The following is a 20136-nucleotide window of genomic DNA, read 5'->3' as shown; positions in this document are numbered from 1 at the left end:
GGTGTGGGCCAACTCCCTCGACGGTGGAGCGGCCACCGGCGGGGTACCGGTGGCCGCCGGTGGGCTCAGGGTCGCGAGGTGAGGTATCCACCCATGTGCTTGAAGTAGTCGTGCGCGGCCAGTTCGGTGCCGTCCTCGGTGCGCACCCGGGTGACCAGCAGCGCGTGGTTGCGGCCGCGGCGCGCCTCGGGGCCCGCCACGATCGCCACGCCGTCGCCCTCGCGGTAGAAGACGCGACCGGGCGTGCCGCCGTACCTGGCCGTCGACACCTGCGCGGCGACGATCTCCAGCCGCTTGCCGCGGTGGAAGCAGAACGCGCTCGGGTACGGCGCGGACTGGGCGCGCACCAGCCGGTCGAGCTCCTCGGCCGACCAGGTCCAGTCGACCCGCAGGTCCTCCTCGGCGCGCTTGTGGAAGAAGCTCGCCTTGGACCGGTCCTGCACGACGAAGTCGGTGCGGCCGGACTCGATCTCGGCGAGGCCGTCGACGGTGATCGGGCCGAACAGCGCCAGGGTCTTGGCGAACAGGTCGGCCGAGGTGTCCCTCGGGCCGACCGGCACCGCGCGCTGCAACACGATCGGGCCCGCGTCGAGGGTGTCGTCCATCATGTGCGCGGTGACGCCGACCTCGGGCTCGTCGTTGATCATCGCCCAGATCAGCGGCGAGAAGCCCGCGTAGGCGGGCAGCAGCGAGTCGTGCACGTTGAGCGTGCCGCGCTTGGGCAGGCCGAAGATCCGCGGCGGGATCCACGTGCGCCAGTTGGTCGCGACGATCACGTCCGGGTCCAGCTCGGTGAGCCGCTCGAACAGCTCGTCGTCGTCCGGCCGCTCGCGGACGATGACCTCGACCCCGTTGGCCTCGGCCAACTCGGCGACCGAGTCGCTCCAGACCTTCTCGTAGACGCCCTCGCCCGGTGGGTGCGTGACCACCGCGACCACCTCGTGGCTGGAGGCGAGCAGCGCCTCGAGGGTGCGGTGACCCCAGGTCTGGAAACCGAACATCACGACCCGCATGGATCATCCACCTCCGCTGAACTTTGCTTAGCCTATCCTTATCACGTCGGCCAGCTCGGTTCGAGAGTCAAGGGTGAGAACGGCGGCGGAGCGCTCACCGACGAGGCTGGGGAAGCTGGGGAACCCGGTCGATACGTGGTGACCGTCGGGCACGACCCACTCGGTGGCGCCCACGCGGAAGGCGGCGACCGGGCTCGCCGCCGCGACGGAACGTGACGGTGTGATGTCGGCCATGTCGGCCGGGATGACCAGGTGCAACAGCGGGTGGTCGCCGCCGACGAGGTCGGGTCGACCGGCCAGCGCGTGCCACAGCTCCGGCTCCGCCCAGCCGAAGGCCCGCCAGCCGGACCCGGCGACGGCGTGCAGCAGGTCGAGCACCTGCCGCAGCGGGTCGACCCACGGCTCGACGTCCGCGCCCGCCGCGCTGCACAGGTGGACGGCGTCGCGGTCGACGGTCACCTGGGCGATCCGCCCGGTGGTGAACCACCAGCGCTGCGGCGTGGCCAGGAAGAAGTAGTCCGCCTGGGCAGCGGAGATCAACTCCGCGGGCGTGGTCGGGCAGGTGCGCACGGTCTCCCCCGATAGGTAAGGCTTACCTAAGTGTAAGCCCTGCCCCTCGGGCGCGGGGTTATTGCCTGTGGGGACGGCGCTGTCAAGCCGCCATCCGAAGTCGATCTGTACACAGAGTCATCCCCAGCTGGGGATGACTGACCGCCCGGCCTGTGGAAAGCCGCCCCCGGCTGTGGATGGATCGCTAGGAGCCGCGCACCCGCAGGGTGCTCAGGTTCAGCGCCGCCTTGAGCCTGCGGAGCCTGCCGACGCCCGCGCCGAGCTGCTTGCGGGCCTCGTCCACCGACGCCCAGAACCGGGTCGCCGCCGCGTCGTTCGGGTCGATGGGCCCGAACACCGTCGCGTCCGCCGCCCGCGCCAACCGCAGCACGGCGGCGTCCCCGAGGACCGTCGCCTGCTCCGGGCGGGTCAGCCCGACCGGGACGGCGGTGCCGAGGTCGCGGGCCCGGTCCATGATCTCCTGCCAGCCGGAGGCGACCCTGGTGGCCGGTTCGCCCAACCGGCGGCGCCTGCGCCTGCGCAGCGCCTTGCCGCCGATGATCACCGTGCAGACCAGCGCGACCAGCGCGATCGGCGGACCGGCCCAGGTGAGGATGGTCAGCAGGTAGCCGGGGATCTCCCAGCCGTCGCCGTCCTTGGCCGAGGCGGAGCGCCCGACGTTCGGGTCGACCCGGCTGGCGTCGGTGAGCGAGCTGGGCGGGTGCACCGTGTTCGGCGGCGGCACGATCGAGGCCTCGGTGTTCTCGAACTGCTGCGGCGGCACCTTGTCCGGCTTCTTCGACCGGTCGGGCATGAACTCGGTGTTCATCACCCGCGCCCACCTGCCGTCGGTGAGGTGCAGTTCGACCCAGACCTGCACGTGCTCGCCGCGCACGACGCCACCGGCACCCGGCTTGGCCCCGAGCACGACCCTGGCGGGCATGCCGAGCTGGTTGGCCACGAGCGCGAAGACGGCCGCGTACTGCTCGTCGTCGCCGACCGGGCGCTGGGCGTTGAGGAAGCTGGTGAGCCTGCCGACGCTGTGGCCGGGCAGGTACTCGGTCTCCCCCGGGCCGCCGTCGCTGTAGGCGCCGTTGTCGCGCAGGTACCCCGCGACCGCCTTGAGCTTGCCGCCGAGGTCGGTGGCCCCGCCAGCCCAGGTGCCGGTCTTGGCCGAGACGAACTGGTACGCCGACTGCTCGAGCGCGGGGCGGCCGAAGGGCTGCGGGTCGGTGGGCACCTCGACGGCGTCGACGATGGTGTCCACCGTGTACTTGTCGCCGGTGCGCAGCCGGTCGGCGACGATGCCGGAGGTGGTGGCCAGGTTGTAGCGGAAGCTGTCCGCGTGACCGGCCGCGGTGTCCCCGGCGAAGCGGATCGCGGTCGGCTCACCGGGGGTGGGCAGCCAGGCGTTCACGTCGTCGGCGGTCGCGTACGCGGCGCCGATCTCGACCTCGACGGTGCTCTTGGCGCCGGAGGCGGCGGACGGGATGCGCGAGCCGACCCGCTGGAACCCGTACTTCGGTTGGCCGGGCACGGTTTCCGCGCTGCCGCCACCGGCGCCCCACACCGTGCCGGTGTAGTCGTCGAGGGTGGCGATGCGCACCAGGCCGCCCTCGGGCAGGCCGGTGACGGTGAACAGCGTCTGGTCGTGGAGCTGGTTGGCGTCCTTGGTGTACTTGCGGAACCCGACCAGCGGGCTGGCGTAGGCGTTGAGGTCGAACGGCGGGGTGATGTACTCCCGCAGCACGGTCCGGTCGCCACCGGCGCCGGGCAGGATCGGCCCGGCCAGCACGGTGATCGCCGCGATGGCGCCGACCAGCACGGCGGCCGACATGACCCTGGTCGCCCGCCGCGCGCCGTCGCGCAACTGGCGGCGCCTGCGCCTGGCGCGCACCGAGATCCAGCCGAGGGTGATCGCGGCGAACAGCCCGCCGAGCACGGTCGGCAGCACCGGTGTCGTCGTGCCGAGCAGGATGACCGCGATCATCACCAGTGCGGGCGCCACGACCGGGGCCGCGCTGACGCGCACCCGCCTGGCCAGGGTGAACCCGCCCGCGCCGCAGAGCAGGCCGAGGATGTACGGGATGATCAGCAGCGCGCCGCTGTCGACCGGCGGCAGGGTGGTCAGCAGCTGCTTCCAACTGTCCACACTGGAGCGGGCGAGGCCGCCGAGCGCGTCGGGGCCGGGCAGGAACCCGGCGACCGCGCGCTCGCGCATCACCACGGCCCCGCCGAGCAGGAAGAACACCGCGACGGTCAGCGCGATCACGGTGATCAGCGGCTGCCTGAGCACGTTGGCCACATGCCCGACCAGCAGGCCGAGGCCGAGGCCCGCGAGACCGGTCCACAGGAACGACCAGCCGGTGTAGCTGGTGGTGAACCCGACCAGCGCCACGGTGAACAGCAGCACCAGGTAGCTGGCGTCGGCGAGGTCCGCCCTGGTCGGCACCAGGGACGGCCGGGAAGCAGTCGGACTGGTCATGCCAGCGGCCCTCCAGCGAGCACGGCCCGCAGATCGTCCAGGTCGCGCACGGTGGCGACGGTGAGCCCCACGTTCTCGGCGATCCCCGCGGTCCCGGCCGCCGACACGGTGATCGCGGCGCGGCGGATGTCCGAGGGGAACTGGCCGCAGGCGCGCAGCAGCTCGGGGAAGGTGCGCGCGCCACCGGCGACCACCACGACCACCGTGGCGTCGGGGGCGAGCCGGGCGGCGCGCGTGGTCAGGTCGTCCAGGCCCATGGTGACCGGCTTGACCCTGGCCAGGTTGTCCAGCGCGGACTGCGCGGTGGCATCGTGCACGACGTGGCCCGCGGCGAACAGGGTCAGGTCGATCTCGTCCTCGATCGCGCGCAGCGCCAGCGACCCCGCGGCGGAGATCGCGGTCTCGAAGTCGTCGTCGGAGGCGTAGGCGGAGCGGTCGCCGTCGACCGCGATCACCAGGCGCGCCCGGCGGGTGTCGAGGTACTGGCGGACCAGGAACTTGCCCTCGGACCCCGACGAGGCCAGCTTGGCCGAGGAGCGCCAGTGGATGTGCCTGCGGTCGTCGCCGGGGGCGAACTCGCGCAGGGTGTGGAAGGCCAGGTCGCTGGTGGACAGGTCGGTGGTGGTGTAGCCCTCCAGGTCGCGCAGCATGCCCGCGCCGAGCGGGCCGAGCGCGACGGTCACCGGGTGCACGAACAGCTCGCGGGTGCCGCCCCACTCCACCGCGCGGCGCAGCACGCCGAGCGGGTCGCCGCGCACGGTCACCGCGGGGCCGACCGCGACGACGCCGCGCCGCTCGGTCGGGATCGGGAAGAACTCGCTGTGCACCTGCCCGGACACCAGCCCGGGGACCTCGACCACGTGCACCTCGTCGTCCACCGAGAGCTCGAGCTCCATCGCCAGCAGGCGACCACCCGCGCGCTTGCCCGCCACCTCGACCACGCAGGTCGCGGGCTTGCCCCGGACCACGCGCTCCTTGTCCAGGGTGAACCGCACGGCGAGCAGGTTGCGGCCGACCGCCCAGCTCAGGCAGGCCAGGAACACCAGCACCCCGGCCACCCCGGCGACGACCAGCTCGGTCCAGCCGAGCACACCGCCCGCGATCCAGGACAGGACCGAGCAGACGGCGACCACCACGCCCATGGGCGTCACCGCGCGGAGCGCCTCCGCCAGGCCGTCCACGGCCTAACCCCTGGCGACGGGCGGTGCGACGTCGGCGAGCAGCTTCTCGACCACGTCGGTCACCGAGACGCCGTCGAACTGGGCCTGGGCGTTGAGCAGCACGCGGTGCCCGAGCACCGGCAGCGCCAGCTCCTTGACGTCCTCGGGGGTGACGAAGTTGCGGCCCTTGGTCATCGCCCACGTCTTGGCGCACCGCACGTAGGCGAGGCAGCCGCGGACGGAGACACCCAGGCGCACGTGCTCGTGCTCGCGGGACGCCTCGGCGATGCGGGTGACGTAAGACAGCACGGCAGCGTCAACGTGCACGCGGTCCGCGGTCGCGGCCAACTGGGACACGACCTGCGACGAGATGACCGGCTGCACGTTGACCGACCGGTCGCGCACCGAGGCGGCCGAGAGCAGCGCGACGGTGGCGGTGTGGTCGGGGTAGCCGATGCTGGTCTTCATCAGGAACCGGTCGAGCTGCGCCTCGGGCAGCCGGTAGGTGCCCGCCTGCTCGATCGGGTTCTGGGTGGCGATCACCATGAACGGCTTGCCCACCTCGTGGCCGACGCCGTCGACGGTGACCCTGCCCTCCTCCATGACCTCCAGCAGCGCCGACTGGGTCTTCGGCGACGCGCGGTTGATCTCGTCGGCGAGCACGATCGAGTGGAACACCGGGCCGCGGTGGAACTCGAACTCCTGCTTGCGCTGGTCGTAGATCGTCACGCCGGTGACGTCGGAGGGCAGCAGGTCGGGGGTGAACTGGATGCGCGAGTTGGTGCCCTGCACCGACCGCGACAGCGCCTTGGCCAGCATCGTCTTGCCGGTCCCCGGGTAGTCCTCCAGCAGGAGGTGCCCCTCGGAGAGCAGGCAGGTGAGCGCGAGGCGCACGGTGTGCTCCTTGCCGACGATCGCCACGCTCACGTTGGCGACCAACCGGTCGAAGGTCTGCGCGAACAGTTGCGCCTGCTCCGGTGTGGCTGTCATTGCCCGTTCCTGTCCTCTGTGTACTGCCTGAGCGAGTGCTGGCCCGGCGCGGTCACCACGTGATCGTCCCGGAGGTGGTCGGCGACCCGGACGACCGGCAGGTGACGGTCACCTTGGTCCCCGGCGAGCCGTAGAAGTTGCGGGTCTGGCGTTCCTCGCCCGGGGTGAAGGTCTCGTTGACGAAGGGGTAGCCCGCGGTGTCCGCGGTGAACGAGCAGGTGACGGTGTTGCCGCGGAAGTTCTCCACCTTCACCTTGATGTAGGCGCAGCTGGCGTCGGTGCACGCGTCCGGCTTGGTGCTGCTGCACGGGTTCGCCCCGCCGCAGGCCGCGCCCTTGGACACGGTGACCACCGGTGCGGGCGGCTCCGGTCCGGTCGCCTGCGTGGCCTCCTCGGTCAGCGTCGGCCTGCCCTGGCTGGTGACCGTCACGGTGATCTTGACGGTGGTGGCGTAGCCGACGTTCAGGGTGGCCTCGTGGTTCCACGGGCCGACCTGGGTCGTCAGGGTCTCGTTGCCGCCGCCCTTGTCGGTCTGGATCCGCACCTGGGCGGGCTTGCCGTTGGGGTTGACGGTGACCCGGTAGGTGACCTTGTCCTCGCTGGCGGTCGTGGAGATCACCAGGTCCTTCATCGGACCGTAGGTGGTGACCTGCTCGGTCGCGGGCGCGTTGCACGGGTCGTTCCCGGCGCCGCTGCCGTTGCAGGTGCGCAGCGTGATGCCGACCTGCTGGCCGTTGGGCAGCCCGTTGATCGTGTACTCGACGTTGTCCTTGCCCTCGACCGGGTACTCCCAGGTGCCGCAGCTGTTGCCGTTGCCCCAGGTGCAGGTCACCGTGTTCGACCGGCCGTGCGAGGCAGGCGCGTCGAAGCTGATCTTCGCCTGGCCGTCGACCCCGGTGGCCTCCGCCTTGTACGAGGGGCCGAACGCGTCGGGCTTGGCGCTGGCCTCCATCTCGGCGCCGGGGCTCGGCGGCGAGGTGTGGCCGTCGCCGGGCCCGGAGTTGGTCGCGGTGAGGAAGTAGGTGTAGACGGTGCCGTCGTTGGTGATGCCGTCGTCGGCGCAGCTGAGGCCGCGGACGTTCTCGCAGACGACCTTGTCGCCACCGCCGCCGGTGCGGGTGACCGTGTAGGTCACCGGGCCGGGGCCGTTGGCGCTCACCGGCGGCCACGACACCCGCACCGCGCTGCGCTTGGCGTCGGTGGACTGGACCACGGTGAGCGTCGGCGCGGGCGGCCGGTTCGGCGAGCCCGCCGACTGCGCGGTGGTGGTCGCCGCCGGGCCGGGGCCGTGCGCGTTCACCGCGATGACGGTGAAGGTGTAAACGGTGTCGTTGTCCAGGTTGGCCGGTGTGGCCGTGGTCGCCCCGCCGGGCACCGTCATCCGGCCGCCGCCGGTCCAGCTGATCTCGTGCCGGGTGATCTCGCTGCCCTCGTTGCGGGCGGGCGTCCAGGTCAGCGTGATGCCGCCGTCGCGCGGCTGCGCCGCGGTGAGACCGCCGACCGCGCCGGGCACCTCGTCCGGTGTGGACGATGACGACGAGGGGCTCGGCTTGCTCCAGCCGACCAGGTTGCGGGCCCGGACGGTGAACGAGTACGCGCGGCCGTTGGTGAGCCCGGAGATCGAGCACGGCGACGCGGCGCAGTTCTGCGACCCGCCGTCCCAGGCGACCTCGTAGCCCTCGATCGGGGCGCCGTTGTTGGCCGGGGTGCCCCAGGCCAGCTCGACGACCTTGCTCAGCGTGGTGCGGCCGGGGATCGGGATGCTCGGCGAGTCCGGCACGCCCAGCACGCGCAGGGTGATCCGGCCGGGGACCTTGCGGTCGTTGCGGCTGGTGTCGGCCACGTCGGAGACGGTGACCTCGAAGGACATCGAGCCGTGCGACTCGCTGCCCGGGGTGATCCGCACCGACGCGCCGGACGAGCTCGAACTGGCCGACATGCCGTCGACCTGGCGCACCGACACCACCGAGATCACCGGGTCGCGCAGCCGGGACCGCACGTACTGGGCGAGGTTGACCTCGGCGGTCTCCCCCGCCTTGATGCCGTCCACGGCCACCGGTGACACCGAGGGCGCGGGCGCGGCGATGACGCGGACGGCGAACGGCGTGGCCGGGGCGGGCGAGCCGTCGACCCCGACCTCCAGCACCCCGTTGGCACCCGGCCTCGCCGCGCCGGAGGCGGTGAGGCGGATGGTGCGCGAGCCGGAGCCCTCGACGTCGACGCCCTCGGCCTCGGCCTTCCACTTCGCGGTGTACTTCAGGTCGACCGAGGCGCCCGGCTTGGCGGTCCACACGTGGCAGACCGAGGTGATGTCCATGCCGATCGTGGTGCCGCCCGCGATGAGCGTGATCGTGCCGCTCGGGCAGCGCAGGATCGGCACGTCCGGGCCGATCTGCACCGGGACGGTGATGTAGGCGGTCTGGCCCTCGGTGACGCTGGGGCCGTTGGTCACCTCGAAGGTGATCGCGGCCGGGCCGTTGTAGCCGGGGACCGCGGTGAGCACGAGGGACTGCTCGCCCTCGTTGCGCACCTGCAGGCCGATCGACGGCGAGGCGAAGATCCGGTCGGCCAGGGTCAGCTTCACCGGCTTGGCGGCCGGGTCGACCACGAAGTCGGTGATGGAGACGGTCTTGGTGCCGTCGATGGGCACCTCGATGCTCTGCCCCGGCTTGCCGTACGGGGCGCCCTTGCCGCTGGCGGGCACGTGGATGAGCCCGAGGGCGGTTGCGCCGCCGCCGTCCTTGAGCTCGTAGGCGACGGTGCGCGGCTGGTCGAGCACCGGCATGGTGATCTTGCCGCCGGACTCGCTCGCATGGGCGTCGAAGACCTTGGTGATGGTCAGGTCCTCGGCGGAACCGTCGACGTCACCGGCGGCGGCGAGCACGTCCACCTCGACGGTGTCGGCGCCCGGCCGCGGCTCGGCGTAGGTGTCGCCCGCGATCGGCGGCATGTTGTAGTCGCGCTGCCCGCGCACGGTCAGCGTCGCGATCGACGGCTCGCCGAAGCCGCCGGTGATGCTGTAGACGATCACCAGCGGCTTGCCGGTCAGGTCGGGCGCGGTCAACTCGATGAGCCCGGACTCCCGGTTGAGGGAGACCTCCTTGGGCAGGTTCGGGTTGCGCTCGGCCAGCGGCTCGACCTGGATGGTGTCGCCGGGGGCGTGCAGGTCGTTGCCCATCACGTCGATGGCCAGCCGGATCCCGGGCGCGGCGGTGACCACGTCGTCGACCGCGATGGCGGGCTGCGGGTCGCCCGGCGGCACGATGGCCACCCGGATGTCGGACTCGCTCGTCTTGCCGTACGGGTCGGTGACCAGGTACTTGAAGGTGTCCGTGCCCGCGCTCGACGGGTAGGCCTGGTAGGTGATCGAGGTCGCGCCGATGGCGATGATCCGGCCGAGGCCCGCCGCGGAGCCGATGCCGGTCACGCTGACCGAGTCGCCGTCCGGGTCGAGGCCGCTGGTCGGGATGACGATCTTGATGGTGTCACCGGCGATGGCGCGCGCCTCGACGACCTGCGGGGCGGGCGGTTGGTTGGGCACCTGCGGGGTGGGCGCCGGGGTGATCGTCACGTGCGCCTGCCCGACGGCCTGGTCGCCGTTGGGGTTGACCGCCACGTAGGACACGACGACCTTGACCGGGGTGTCCACAGTGGCCGGTGGGACGTAGCGGACCAGGTTGCCGGTCACGTACGCCTTGCCGACCTGGGTGTCCGGGTCGGTGATGCCGGTGACCGAGAGCTGGCCGCGGGTGGGCGCGCCCTCCACGTTGGCCTGCAACGAGATCGGCGAGCCGCCGGGGGTGGTGTCGTTGTCCAGCACCGGGATCGCCACCGAGTCGCCCGCGCGGACCACCGCGTAGTCGTCCTTGGGCACCGGGGTGTCGTCCGGCGGCGGGCCGAGCTGGGTCACCGTCACCTCGCCGGTGACCGCGCCGGACAGGCCGTTGGTCACGGTGTAGCGCACGACCTGCGGGTTCGGGCTCAGCGTCGGGGTCAGCGCGGTGATCCGCAGCCAGCGGCCCTTGACGATGGCGACCTTGACCTGGTCCTCGACCACCGGCTCCGCGGTCTGCACGACCAGCAGCGAGCCGGACGGGTCCACGTCGTTGGCCAGCACGTCGACCAGGGTGGGCAACTGCGCGCGGACCACGGCGCTGTCGGGCACGGCGACCGGCGGCAGCGGCGCGGACGGCGCGGGGGTGGCGTCGACGCGGATGCTGCCCTTGGCGAACGGGGCGTTGCCGAAGGCGGCCGAGTACTCCAGGAACACCGTGCCGGGACGGGCGACGGTGACGGTGACCAGGCCGGTCTTGATGTCGGTGACCACCGCGGCGCCCGGCGGGGCGGCGAGGTCACCGGCCAGCCGCAGCCGCGCGGTCGGGTCGGTGGGGTCGGAGCCGGGGCGGTCGTTCTCCAGCGGGCGGACCGTGATCGGCTGGCCGACCTGCCCGCGCACCACGTCCGGCTGGGCGATCGCGGCGATCGCGGTGGTGGCGGCCGGGTCCTGCACGGTGACGGTCTCCTTGCCGACCACCTGCTCCCCGCGGCCGTCGGTCACCTGGTACTCGACCACCTGCGGGCCCGGCTTGCGCGGCGCGGTGAAGTCGACGAACCCGGCCGGGGTCGTGGTCACCGAGCCCTCGGCGACCTTCGCGCCCGCGAGCACGATCGGGTCGCCGTCGAAGTCGCGCCAGTCGGCGATGGCCGGGATCGACACCAGCCCGCCGGAGGGCACGCTCCACTCGCTGGCCTTGAAGCCCGCGCGCAACTCCGGCGGCTTGTTCTCGTCGACCGTGCGCGCCTCGACGTTGACCGACGCGGTCGCCGACAGGCCCTGGCCGTCGTCGATGGTGTACTTGAACCGGGTGTCCACAGCGGACTCCGGCATGGTGACCTGCACGGTCTGCCCGTCCGGCGACACGGCCAGCCGCACGGCCGGGTTGTCCGGGGCGGTGACCGCCGAGATGGACAGGATGTTGCCCGCCGGGTCGGAGTCGTTGTCCAGCACGTGCAGCACGGTCGTGCGACCGGGGCGGGCACCGAGGTTGTCGTCGACCGCCTTGGGCGGCTTGTCCTTGACCGCGTCGGTGTTCTTGTCGTTCTTGGTCTTGTCGCTGGGGTTCTGCACCGGCGGCGGCTTGACCGCGGACCAGTTGTCGACCTTCTTCCGCGTGCTCAGGTCCCACACCGCGCCGGTGGCGATGTCGTTGAGCACGATCGAACCGCGGTTGACCCGGAACACCGGCTTGGCCAGCACCGACTCGTCGCGCAGGTTGCCGGGGGTCGCCTTGTCGCCGCCGCAGGCCCGGACGTAACCGGACGGCGTGCCCGCCCACGCGGCGTGGACGCAGCCGCCCAGCCGCACCGGAGCGGCGGGGGCGCCCCGACCGGCGTCGGAGAGCAGGGTGGTCCTGCCGTCGGCGATGGAGACGGCGATCAGGGCCTTCTGGGTGGCGATGACGACGGCGTCCGAACCGGGACCGGGTTGCTGCAACCGGGTGGTCTCGTCGGCGTCGATGGTGACGTCCTTGCCGTCCGGCAGCACCAGCGTGCCGGTGTTGGTGTCCAGGACGAGCATGTCCCCGCCGACCGAGGTGACCTGGACGCTGGACAGCGCGTGCGGCAGGTTCGAGTAGTCGGCTTCCTCGAAGGTGTTCTGGCTGGCCCGGATCGTGGCGACCTTGCCGCTCTTGGACACCGCCCGCACCGTGCCGTCCGGCGCCACGGCGAGCGCGGCGTCCTGGTCGACGGTGGCGATCGGGGCGTTGGCCGGGTCGAGGGTCCCCAGGTTGGTCATGCCCGCGCGGGTGTCGACCCGCGTCGCCCACACGCGGCCGGTCCTGGGCTCGAGCGCGGCGAGCGTCCCGCCCGCCATGGCCAGCTCGGTGTCACCGCCGATGGATAAGCCCTGCTCGGGTAAGGCCACCGCGCGGGAGACGTCAACGGGGAAGAGCCTGCCGGTGGCCGAGTCGCGCGCGGCGACCGCGGAGCCGTCCTGGTGCACGTCCAACTGATAAGTCTGCTGCGCACCACCCGGGGGATAGAAAGCGGCGTCCAGGGCGCCAGCGGGCTTGTTGAGCCTGCCGAACAGGCCGTCCCGGTCGCTGGTGACCCAGATCCCGCCGTCGTCCAGGTCGACCTGGCGGACCGGGTAACCGGTCGATGACAACGCGTACGTGACCAGAGCCGTCGCGCCGATCGCGAGCACGACCGAGGACGCGATGGCGGTCCGGTGTCGCCTGAGAAAACCCACGTGTCCCCTGCCAGAGTCCCCGAGCCGTCATCCGGCCGTATCGTGTCGGGCGGCGACAATGTTGCAGGTTTGTCCGGTCAGCTTCCACACCCGGGTGGCGAGAACGACGCGGATGCGCTACTGCCATCGGCCCTGACGACCTTCACCTCCAGGCAAACCAGACTGCCCGCGGGGGCGGGAATGTCGACAGTGGGCGCGGTCGCGGTTCCGGAGCGTGACAGGTCCGAGGTGCGCCAGGCGAAGCTGTCGGTGGCGAACTGCGCGGAGTAGGTCCACGTGAAGCGCAAGATCCCCGGGTCGACCCTGGCGGCGGTCACCGCGGGCTTCCCCGGTGGGGCCACGGGTCCGCCCGCGTTCTGCTCCCGCACGCCGGGGTCGACCGGACCGGGGTCCGCAGGCCGTCCGGCTTCCCCTTCGGACAGCAGGACCACACCCGTGACGACGGCCGCGGCGAGCGCGAGGCCACCGAGCGTGATCGCCGCCCAGGGTCGCGACCGCGGCCGGTTCACTGTGTCGGAGGCCACAATGGGAATTTCCGCCACAGCCGGTGGTGTGGACCACGGCGGCGGTGTCGCGTCGAGCGCCGATCGGTTGGTCTTGGGCGGTGGCGGGTCGACGTAGGTCGGCGGCGCGATGACCCGCGTCAGGCCATTCGGCTTAACCGGGCGGAGTCTGGTCTCCTCCGCCGCCTCGACCCGGACGGGCTGGGGCGGGAGCACCGTCGTCTGCTCGGGGAAGCCGCCGCGCTGCTCGATGGCGCGCAGGGCGCGGGCGAACTCCCGGGCGGAGGCGTAGCGGGCACCCGGCTCGGGGGCCATCGCGCGCAGCAGGACCTCCTCCAGCTCCCCCGGCACGTCCGCGCGGCCGGTGCGGGGCGCGGCGGTCTGCTGGATCCGGTCCGCGAGCGCGTCGACCCCGTTGTCGCCATCGGGGACCTCGAACGGGGACCGGCCCGTCAGCAGGTGCCAGACGGTCGCGCCCAACGAGTACACATCGGACTGGAAGCTGGAAGCCGCACCCCGCAACACTTCCGGCGGCGACCACGGCACCGACATCAGCACACCACCGTCCACGGAGGGCGGTGTGCGGCCCGCGATGCCGAAGTCGGCCAACCGCGGCTCACCGAGGCGGTCGACCAAGACGTTGGCGGGCTTGATGTCCCGGTGCAGGATCCCCACCTCGTGCGCCGCCTGCACCGCACCCGCGATCCGCACGCCGACCCGCAGCACCTCGGTCACCGGGATCCGCTCGGTGCGGGCGCGCTCGGCGAAGTTCGCCCTCGGGTAGTAGGGCATGACCAGGTACGACCGGCCGTCCGCGCTGACACCGGTGAAGAAGACCTGCGCGATGTTCGGGTGGTCCCCGAGCTCGGCCATCGCGTCCGCCTCCTCGGCGAACCGGGCGGCCAGCGCGGCGTCCTTGAGCACCTTCACCGCGACGTCCCGCTTGGGCTCGGCCTGGCGGTAGAGGTACACCTCGGCGAAGCCGCCGGAGCCGAGGAACCGCACGAGGGTGAGGCCAGGCAGCTCCGGCGGGCTCACCCGGTCACCTCGAACACGAACTCCACACCCTCGGCCAGCCCGACAACGGTCCCCGGGGCGATCTCGACCGGCTGGTGCGGCACGAGCGCGAAGGGGAGGTCAGCGGGCGGGCGGACCTCGGTGCCGTTGCGCGAACCCAGGTCCAGGACGAGGACCTGCCAACCGTGCAACCGCACCTCGACGTGATTGCGCGAGACGTCACCGTCCGGACTGCGCAGCCTGACCACGTGCGGACGAACGGGCTGCTTGACGGCGGCGACATCGGGGGCGCGCCCGAGGAGCACACCCCGGTCCAGCTGCACGAGGTCACCGGAGGACAGCCGCAAGGCCCCCAGCGGCGGCCTCGGCACCTCCACAGGCTGCTGGAGCGGCACCCCCGCCCCACAGACCCGGCAGGCGACGGCATGCGGCGGATTCCAGTGCCCGGAATCGCACCGGATCGCCGGAACCAGCAACGGCGCGGTCGCGGACAGGGCGGGGCGCGCACGGGTGGCCCCCGGGTCATCGGCGATCACCCAGGGCAGGTGAGTGATGACGGCGGTGGTGCCACCGATGACCTCGGTGTCCTCGGGCTTGGTGGGGAGGCCCGTGACCAGGGTGGTCTTCCCCTCGACCTGGTCAGCTGCGGGCTCGACCGGTACCGGTGCCACGGTGGGTTCAGCAGATCCCGGGGACGTCGCAGGCGACGGGGATGCCCCCGGCACTGCGGATGCCGGGCCCGCCGCAGGCTCGGTGGGTGTCGCGGGGTCGAAGGTGAGCGGCAGGCTGGTGATCACCTCGGGTACGGCGGCGGGGGCGGGCTCGGGTAACTGCTCGACGGCTGCTGCCCGCGCAGGGGCGGGTGCCTGCTCGGGGACGGGCGCCTGCTCGGCAACCACCGCAGGCTCGGGAGCGGCCGCCGGGGGTGTGTCCCCGGCGGGTGGGGCAAGCGTTTGCGGGGTGAGGTCGATGGTCAGGTCGCCTGCCAGGGCCACGCCCACGTCCAGGGGGAGGGCTGGGCCGTCCTCGGTGGGGCCGGAGAGGGTGATGGTCGCCAGGGCCGAGTCCAGGCGGGTTTCGACTCAGGTGGTGACGTGGGTGGCGGTGAGGGTGCGGGGGGGTGCCGTCGGTGCTGGTCAGGGTGACTGTGGTCGGGCCGTGGACGATGACCTGGCCGGTGCCGTCCGCGTAGCCCGCTGCCGCGAAGCCGCCGACCGTGCGCAGGCCCGCGGCGGCGATGGCGCCGACCAGTTCCAGTTCGTCGGCGCCCGCCCGGGCCAACGCCCAGCAGCGCGCCACCAGGGGCGCGTCCGGGTCGGCGTCGACCAGCAGCCACGTGCGCGGTCCGGTGACCGCGACCCAACGACCTGGGCGGTACCGGACGCGCATTCAGGAGACCTTTCTCGGCGCCGTCTCGTCGTCGGCGGGGGTGGTCGGCGCGGCGACGTGGTCGACCACGACGGCGGTCACGTTGTCCCGGCCGCCCGCGGCGACCGCGTCGCGCACCAGGGAGGCCGCGGCGTCCCTGGGGTCGTCCTCCAGGCCGAGGACGGCGGCGATGGTCTCGTCGTCCAGCTCGCCGGTGAGGCCGTCGGAGCAGACCAGGAACCGGTCGCCCTCGGTCGGCGGGAACACCAGCAGGTCGGGCTCGGGGGCGGTCGGCGAGCCGAGCGCCCTGGTCACCACGTTGCGCCTGGGGTCGGTCGCCGCCTCGGCCGGGCTCAGCTTGCCCGCCGCGACCAGCTCGGTCACCTCGGAGTGATCGACGGTCAACTGCACCAGTTCGCGCTCGGCGTACCGGTAGACCCGCGAGTCGCCCACGTTGAACACCACCCAGTGCGGCGACCCGGCGAAGTCGACCAGGCACAGGCCGGTGACGGTGGTGCCCATCCCCAGCTGCTCCGGGTTGCGCGCGGCGGCGGCCAGGATGTCGCCGTTGAGCCGCACGATGTGCCTGCGCACGTCGTCCGGCCGCAGGGTGCCCTCGGTGCCCAGCTGCGCGAGCCCGGCCACCGCCAGCCCGCTGGCCACGTCCCCGGCGGCGTGCCCGCCCATCCCGTCCGCCACGGCGAACACGGACGCGGTCACCACGTAGTTGTCCTCGTTGGCGGCTCGCACCAGGCCCACATCGGTTGCGGCCCCAGCCCGAATCGTCGGCTCCCCGGTCACCGGGCACCCCCCACAGCTTCGACACCTCGACGACGACATCGTCGCAGCCCAGGTCGGTGTTGCACACCTGGTTCCGGCCGGACAGGGGTGCTCAGCCGACGTCGGACCTGCGGTGGCCGCCGCCGAGGACGCCTTCCTCCAGGTCGATGCCCGCCTCGACCCGCAGCCGCAGCAGCTCCTGGCGCAACGCCGCGTAGTCGACCTCCGGCGGCACCCCGACCGCCCACAGCAGCCCGGTGTTGTCGATCTCCCACCAGCAGTCCGCCGCGTCCAGCACCGCCTCGACCACGGCGACCGCGGCATCGTCCACGATCAACCGCACCGTCGAGTACCCGGACTCCGCGACCCGCTCGACGAACACGAGCTTCTCCCGCTCCAGGTCGACCCGCACCCGCACGGTGTCCCGGAACGCCACCCCCCGCGCGTAGAACGGCACGTTGCGCAACCGCACCGTATCCACCCCGACCCGCTCCGCCCACAACCCCTCGGTCGCGTAGGGCGGCCACGTCGGCGACCGCTTGGGCAGGTCGAAGATGACCTTGAACAACTGCTCCGGCTCACCCACGCCAACCCACCCATCACCCCGGACCACCAGGCGCGACCGACGGCAGAACCCCGCCGACCACCCCATCGTCGCAGCCCAGACCCGGTGAGCGCACCTATCGGAGCCCCATAAGTGGACAACGGGTGTGATGGCGACCGCACGCACAGCAACGCCTGCCAGGTCAACGCGTGCTTGGCGCCACAACCGGTTTCCCGCGCGCACACCCGGATTTCGCTGAATGGAGCCGGCAGCGGGACTTGAACCCGCAACCTTTCGCTTACAAGGCGAGTGCTCTGCCAATTGAGCTATGCCGGCGTGGCGCCGGGGTGGGCGCCGGGTGCAATGGTACGGCGGTGGGCGGGCGCGGTTGCGGGGCGGCTCATGATCCGAGACGGTCGGGTGGACGGGTGAGGAGGTTGGGGTGGCGGGGTTCTCGCAGCGGGCGGGGTGGTTGCCGTGGCGGCGTGGGGGGCTGTCGGGGAACGGGCAGGTCAACGGGCACGGCAGCGGGCTCGGCGGCAAGCACGGCGTGGAGCAGCCGGTGCAGGGGCCGCGGTTGCCGGAGGAGCGGACCGTCCACTTGGTGCTCGACCTGGCGCTGCGCATCGGTGAGGTGCAGATGGCCTCGGGCGCGGGTGCCTCGGACGCGACGGCGACGATCATCGCGGTGTCGGCGGCCTACGGGTTGCCGCACTGCGAGGTGGACGTCATCTTCACCTCGATCACCGTTGCCTGCCAGCGCGGGACCGACGAGCCGCCGATCACCTCGCTGCGGGTGGTGCGCTCGCGCGGGCTGGACTACACCCGGCTGGCCGATGTCGAGACCCTGGTCGGGAAGATCACCGCGCACCGGATCGACGTGCAGGGGGCGCGGGCGGAGTTGGAGCGGATCACCACCGCGCCGCACCCGTACCCGCGCTGGGTGGCGACGCTGGCCTACGCCGGGATGGCCGCGGCGGTGACCGTCCTCATCGGTGGCGCCGCCGACATGGCCGCGTTCGCCGCGATCACCACCGCGGTGGTGGACCGGGTCGGGCGCGTGCTCAACCGCAGGGCGCTGCCGTTCTTCTTCCAGCAGGTGGTCGGCGGCGCGCTGGCGACGGGCGCGGCGCTGGCGCTGCTGGCGGGCCACGTCATCGAGGGCAGGCCGACGGTGCTGGTCGCCGCCGCGATCACCGTGCTGCTGTCCGGGTTGTCCGTCGTGTCCACGGTGCAGGACGCGATCACCGGCTACAACGTGACCGCCGCCGGTCGCACGATGGAGATCTCGCTGATGACCGCGGGCCTGATCGCGGGCGTCGTGCTGGCCCTCAACATCGCCACAGCGCTCGGCATGGCGTACACACCGCTAGCGGATCCGTTGCCCCCCAATGCTTTCCGATTGCCCGTGCAAACGATCGCCGGTGCCGCGGGTGCCGCCCTGTTCGCGCTCGCCAGCTACGCGAAGCCGCGCGCCCTCCTCGTCGCCTCCGCCGCGGGTGGCGCGGGCACCGCCGTGTACGGCGCGCTGACCCTCACCGGCACCAGCCCGATCTCCGCGTCCGCCATCGCGGCCGTGGTGATCGGCTTCGCAGGCGGCGTGGTCTCGCGGCGGCTGCGGATGCCGCCGCTGGTCGTGGCCGTCTCCGGTCTGGTGCCGCTGCTGCCCGGCCTGACCACCTACCGCGGCCTCTACGAGCTGGCGGCCGAGCGCAGCACGAGCGGCCTGCCGACGCTGATGCTGGCGGCGGCGATCGCACTGGCACTCGCCGCGGGCGTCGTCTTGGGCGAATATCTCGCGCAGCCGGTCAGAACCGGTCTGAGCAGGTTGGAGCGGCGGCTGTCCGGGCCGAGGATGTCCGGGCCGCTGCGACCCACCGAGCGCAGGCTGGAGTAAACCCCCCGCTGGCGTGAGAGTCGCCACGCGCGCTCACACCGGTCGCAGGACGCGGGGAGTGCCCGCAGTGGCTAGCCTCAAACCGGGTATCCCCTGGTCTGAGGAGGCGCGTCCGGCGTGAGCAGCGAAGACGGTGCGGATTTCATCGTGGCCGCCAACCGGCTGCCGGTCGACCTCGAGCGCCTGCCGGACGGCTCCCAGCGGTGGAAGCACAGCCCCGGTGGTCTGGTCAGCGCGCTGGAGCCGTTCCTGCGCAGCCACAGCGGCGCGTGGGTCGGTTGGCCCGGCGTGGCCGACGTGGACGTCGAGGAGTTCACCGAGGACGGTCTGCGGCTGCACCCGGTGTCGCTGACCGCCGACGAGGTGCGCGACTACTACGAGGGCTTCTCCAACGCGACGCTCTGGCCGCTCTACCACGACGTGGTGGCCTCCCCGGTGTTCGACCGCGGCTGGTGGGACAGCTACGTGAAGGTGAACCACCGGTTCGCCGAGGCGTGCGCGAAGGTCGCCGCGCAGGGCGCCACCGTGTGGATCCAGGACTACCAGCTGCAGCTGGCACCGGCGATCCTGCGCGAGCTGCGCCCCGACCTGCGGATCGGTTTCTTCCTGCACATCCCGTTCCCGCCCACCGAGTTGTTCATGCAACTGCCCTGGCGCGCGGAGATCGTGCGTGGCCTGCTCGGAGCCGACCTGATCGGGTTCCACCGGCCCGGCGGCGCGCAGAACTTCCTGTGGCTGGCCCGGCGGTTGCTCGGGCTCGAGCCGACGAGGGGAGCGGTCGGAGTGCGCACCCGCCCCGGCGTCATCCAGCTCGGCGACCGGGCGGTGCGGGTGGGCGCGTTCCCGATCTCCATCGACTCCGCCGGGCTGGACGCGTTGTCGCGCAAGCGGGAAACCGTCGCGCGCACCCAGCAGATCCGCGCGGACCTGGGCAACCCCAAGAAGGTGATCCTCGGCGTCGACCGGCTCGACTACACCAAGGGCATCGACGTCCGGCTCTACGCGCTGCAGGAGCTGCTCGCGGAGGGCCGGGTCGACCCGACCGAGGTGGCGATGGTGCAGCTGGCGACGCCGAGCCGGGAGCGGGTCGAGCACTACCAGCGGATGCGCGGCGACATCGAGCAGGTGGTGAGCCGGATCAACGGCGAGTTCGGCCGGGTCGGCAGACCGATCGTGCACTACCTGCACCAGTCGATCGGGCGGGCCGAGCTCTCGGCGTTCTTCTCCGCCGCCGACGTCATGCTGGTGACGCCGCTGCGCGACGGGATGAACCTGGTGTGCAAGGAGTACGTCGCGTGCCGCCACGACCTCGGTGGCGCGCTGGTGCTCTCGGAGTTCGCCGGTGCCGCCGCCGAGCTGACGAGCGCCTTCCTGGTGAACCCGCATGATCTTGACGGGGTCAAGAACGCCATGCACGCGGCCCTCACGATCGATCCAGCAGAAGGCCGCCGTAGGATGCGCGCGCTGCGGCGACAAGTGTTGACCCACGACGTCGACCGGTGGGCGCGCTCGTTCCTCGACGCGCTGGACCCCGAGCACGCCCACTGAGCAGACCCGCCCCGAACCAAGCCAAGGAG

The 20136-nt window shown here is 72.3% G+C and carries 12 protein-coding genes and 1 tRNA gene; 2 read left to right on the top strand and 11 right to left on the bottom strand.

Features of this window, described 5'->3' with window-relative positions; all coding sequences use genetic code 11:
* Window positions 1–65: 65 nt before the first annotated feature.
* The 11 genes from BMY07_RS17125 to BMY07_RS17075 form a co-directional block, all read right to left on the bottom strand.
* Entirely contained in the window at window positions 66–1013 is a 948-nt protein-coding gene (locus BMY07_RS17125) for a methionyl-tRNA formyltransferase (protein WP_092779398.1), read from the bottom strand.
* 27 nt (window positions 1014–1040) lie between these two features.
* The gene (locus tag BMY07_RS17120; RefSeq protein ID WP_092779396.1) at window positions 1041–1583 is read right to left on the bottom strand and encodes a hypothetical protein; all 543 of its coding nucleotides are present in this window, start codon (window positions 1581–1583) and stop codon (window positions 1041–1043) included.
* 184 nt (window positions 1584–1767) lie between these two features.
* The gene (locus tag BMY07_RS17115) at window positions 1768–4047 is read right to left on the bottom strand and encodes a transglutaminase TgpA family protein (RefSeq protein ID WP_092779394.1); all 2280 of its coding nucleotides are present in this window, start codon (window positions 4045–4047) and stop codon (window positions 1768–1770) included.
* A complete protein-coding gene (locus BMY07_RS17110) occupies window positions 4044–5228 on the bottom strand; it encodes a DUF58 domain-containing protein (RefSeq protein WP_092779392.1) in 1185 nt (394 codons plus the stop codon). Before BMY07_RS17110 ends, BMY07_RS17115 begins: the two co-directional genes overlap by 4 nt.
* Window positions 5229–5231: 3 nt before the next feature.
* Window positions 5232–6197, bottom strand: coding sequence for an AAA family ATPase (locus BMY07_RS17105; protein ID WP_092779390.1), 966 nt, complete (start codon window positions 6195–6197; stop codon window positions 5232–5234).
* A gap of 52 nt (window positions 6198–6249) precedes the next feature.
* On the bottom strand, window positions 6250–12450 hold the full coding sequence (locus BMY07_RS17100; RefSeq protein ID WP_245782452.1) for an Ig-like domain-containing protein: 6201 nt from the start codon (window positions 12448–12450) through the stop codon (window positions 6250–6252).
* A 77-nt stretch (window positions 12451–12527) separates the two neighbouring features.
* Window positions 12528–13991, bottom strand: coding sequence for a serine/threonine-protein kinase (locus BMY07_RS17095; protein ID WP_092779388.1), 1464 nt, complete (start codon window positions 13989–13991; stop codon window positions 12528–12530).
* Window positions 13988–14965 (bottom strand): FHA domain-containing protein, encoded by a 978-nt coding sequence (locus tag BMY07_RS17090; protein ID WP_177215618.1) that lies wholly within the window; start codon window positions 14963–14965, stop codon window positions 13988–13990. Before BMY07_RS17090 ends, BMY07_RS17095 begins: the two co-directional genes overlap by 4 nt.
* Window positions 14966–15359: 394 nt before the next feature.
* Window positions 15360–16088, bottom strand: a complete 729-nt coding sequence (locus BMY07_RS17085) for a PP2C family protein-serine/threonine phosphatase (protein WP_245782451.1) — start codon at window positions 16086–16088, stop codon at window positions 15360–15362.
* Between the two features lie 142 nt (window positions 16089–16230).
* Window positions 16231–16704: a DUF4265 domain-containing protein gene (locus tag BMY07_RS17080; RefSeq protein WP_177215617.1), complete on the bottom strand. Its 474-nt coding sequence runs from the start codon at window positions 16702–16704 to the stop codon at window positions 16231–16233.
* A gap of 218 nt (window positions 16705–16922) precedes the next feature.
* Window positions 16923–16998 (bottom strand) — tRNA-Thr (locus BMY07_RS17075).
* Window positions 16999–17212: 214 nt separating this feature from the next.
* Here BMY07_RS17075 and BMY07_RS17070 point away from each other — a divergent pair.
* The gene (locus BMY07_RS17070) at window positions 17213–18559 is read left to right on the top strand and encodes a threonine/serine exporter family protein (protein ID WP_245782476.1); all 1347 of its coding nucleotides are present in this window, start codon (window positions 17213–17215) and stop codon (window positions 18557–18559) included.
* Between the two features lie 117 nt (window positions 18560–18676).
* Entirely contained in the window at window positions 18677–20107 is a 1431-nt protein-coding gene (locus tag BMY07_RS17065) for an alpha,alpha-trehalose-phosphate synthase (UDP-forming) (RefSeq protein WP_092779378.1), read from the top strand.
* The last annotated feature ends 29 nt before the right edge of the window (window positions 20108–20136 follow it).

Origin of the sequence: Actinokineospora terrae, assembly GCF_900111175.1 — a bacterium.
GTDB lineage: Bacteria > Actinomycetota > Actinomycetes > Mycobacteriales > Pseudonocardiaceae > Actinokineospora > Actinokineospora terrae.
The sequence above is the reverse complement of the archived record's forward strand: the minus strand, read 5'-3'. Positions and strand labels throughout refer to the sequence as shown.

Excerpts from the sequence above, each read along its gene's own strand:
- BMY07_RS17105 (WP_092779390.1), bottom strand. The coding sequence starts at position 6,197 with ATGACAGCCACACCGGAGCAGGCGCAACTGTTCGCGCAGACCTTCGAC.
- BMY07_RS17115 (WP_092779394.1), bottom strand. The coding sequence starts at position 4,047 with ATGACCAGTCCGACTGCTTCCCGGCCGTCCCTGGTGCCGACCAGGGCG.
- BMY07_RS17125 (WP_092779398.1), bottom strand. The coding sequence starts at position 1,013 with ATGCGGGTCGTGATGTTCGGTTTCCAGACCTGGGGTCACCGCACCCTC.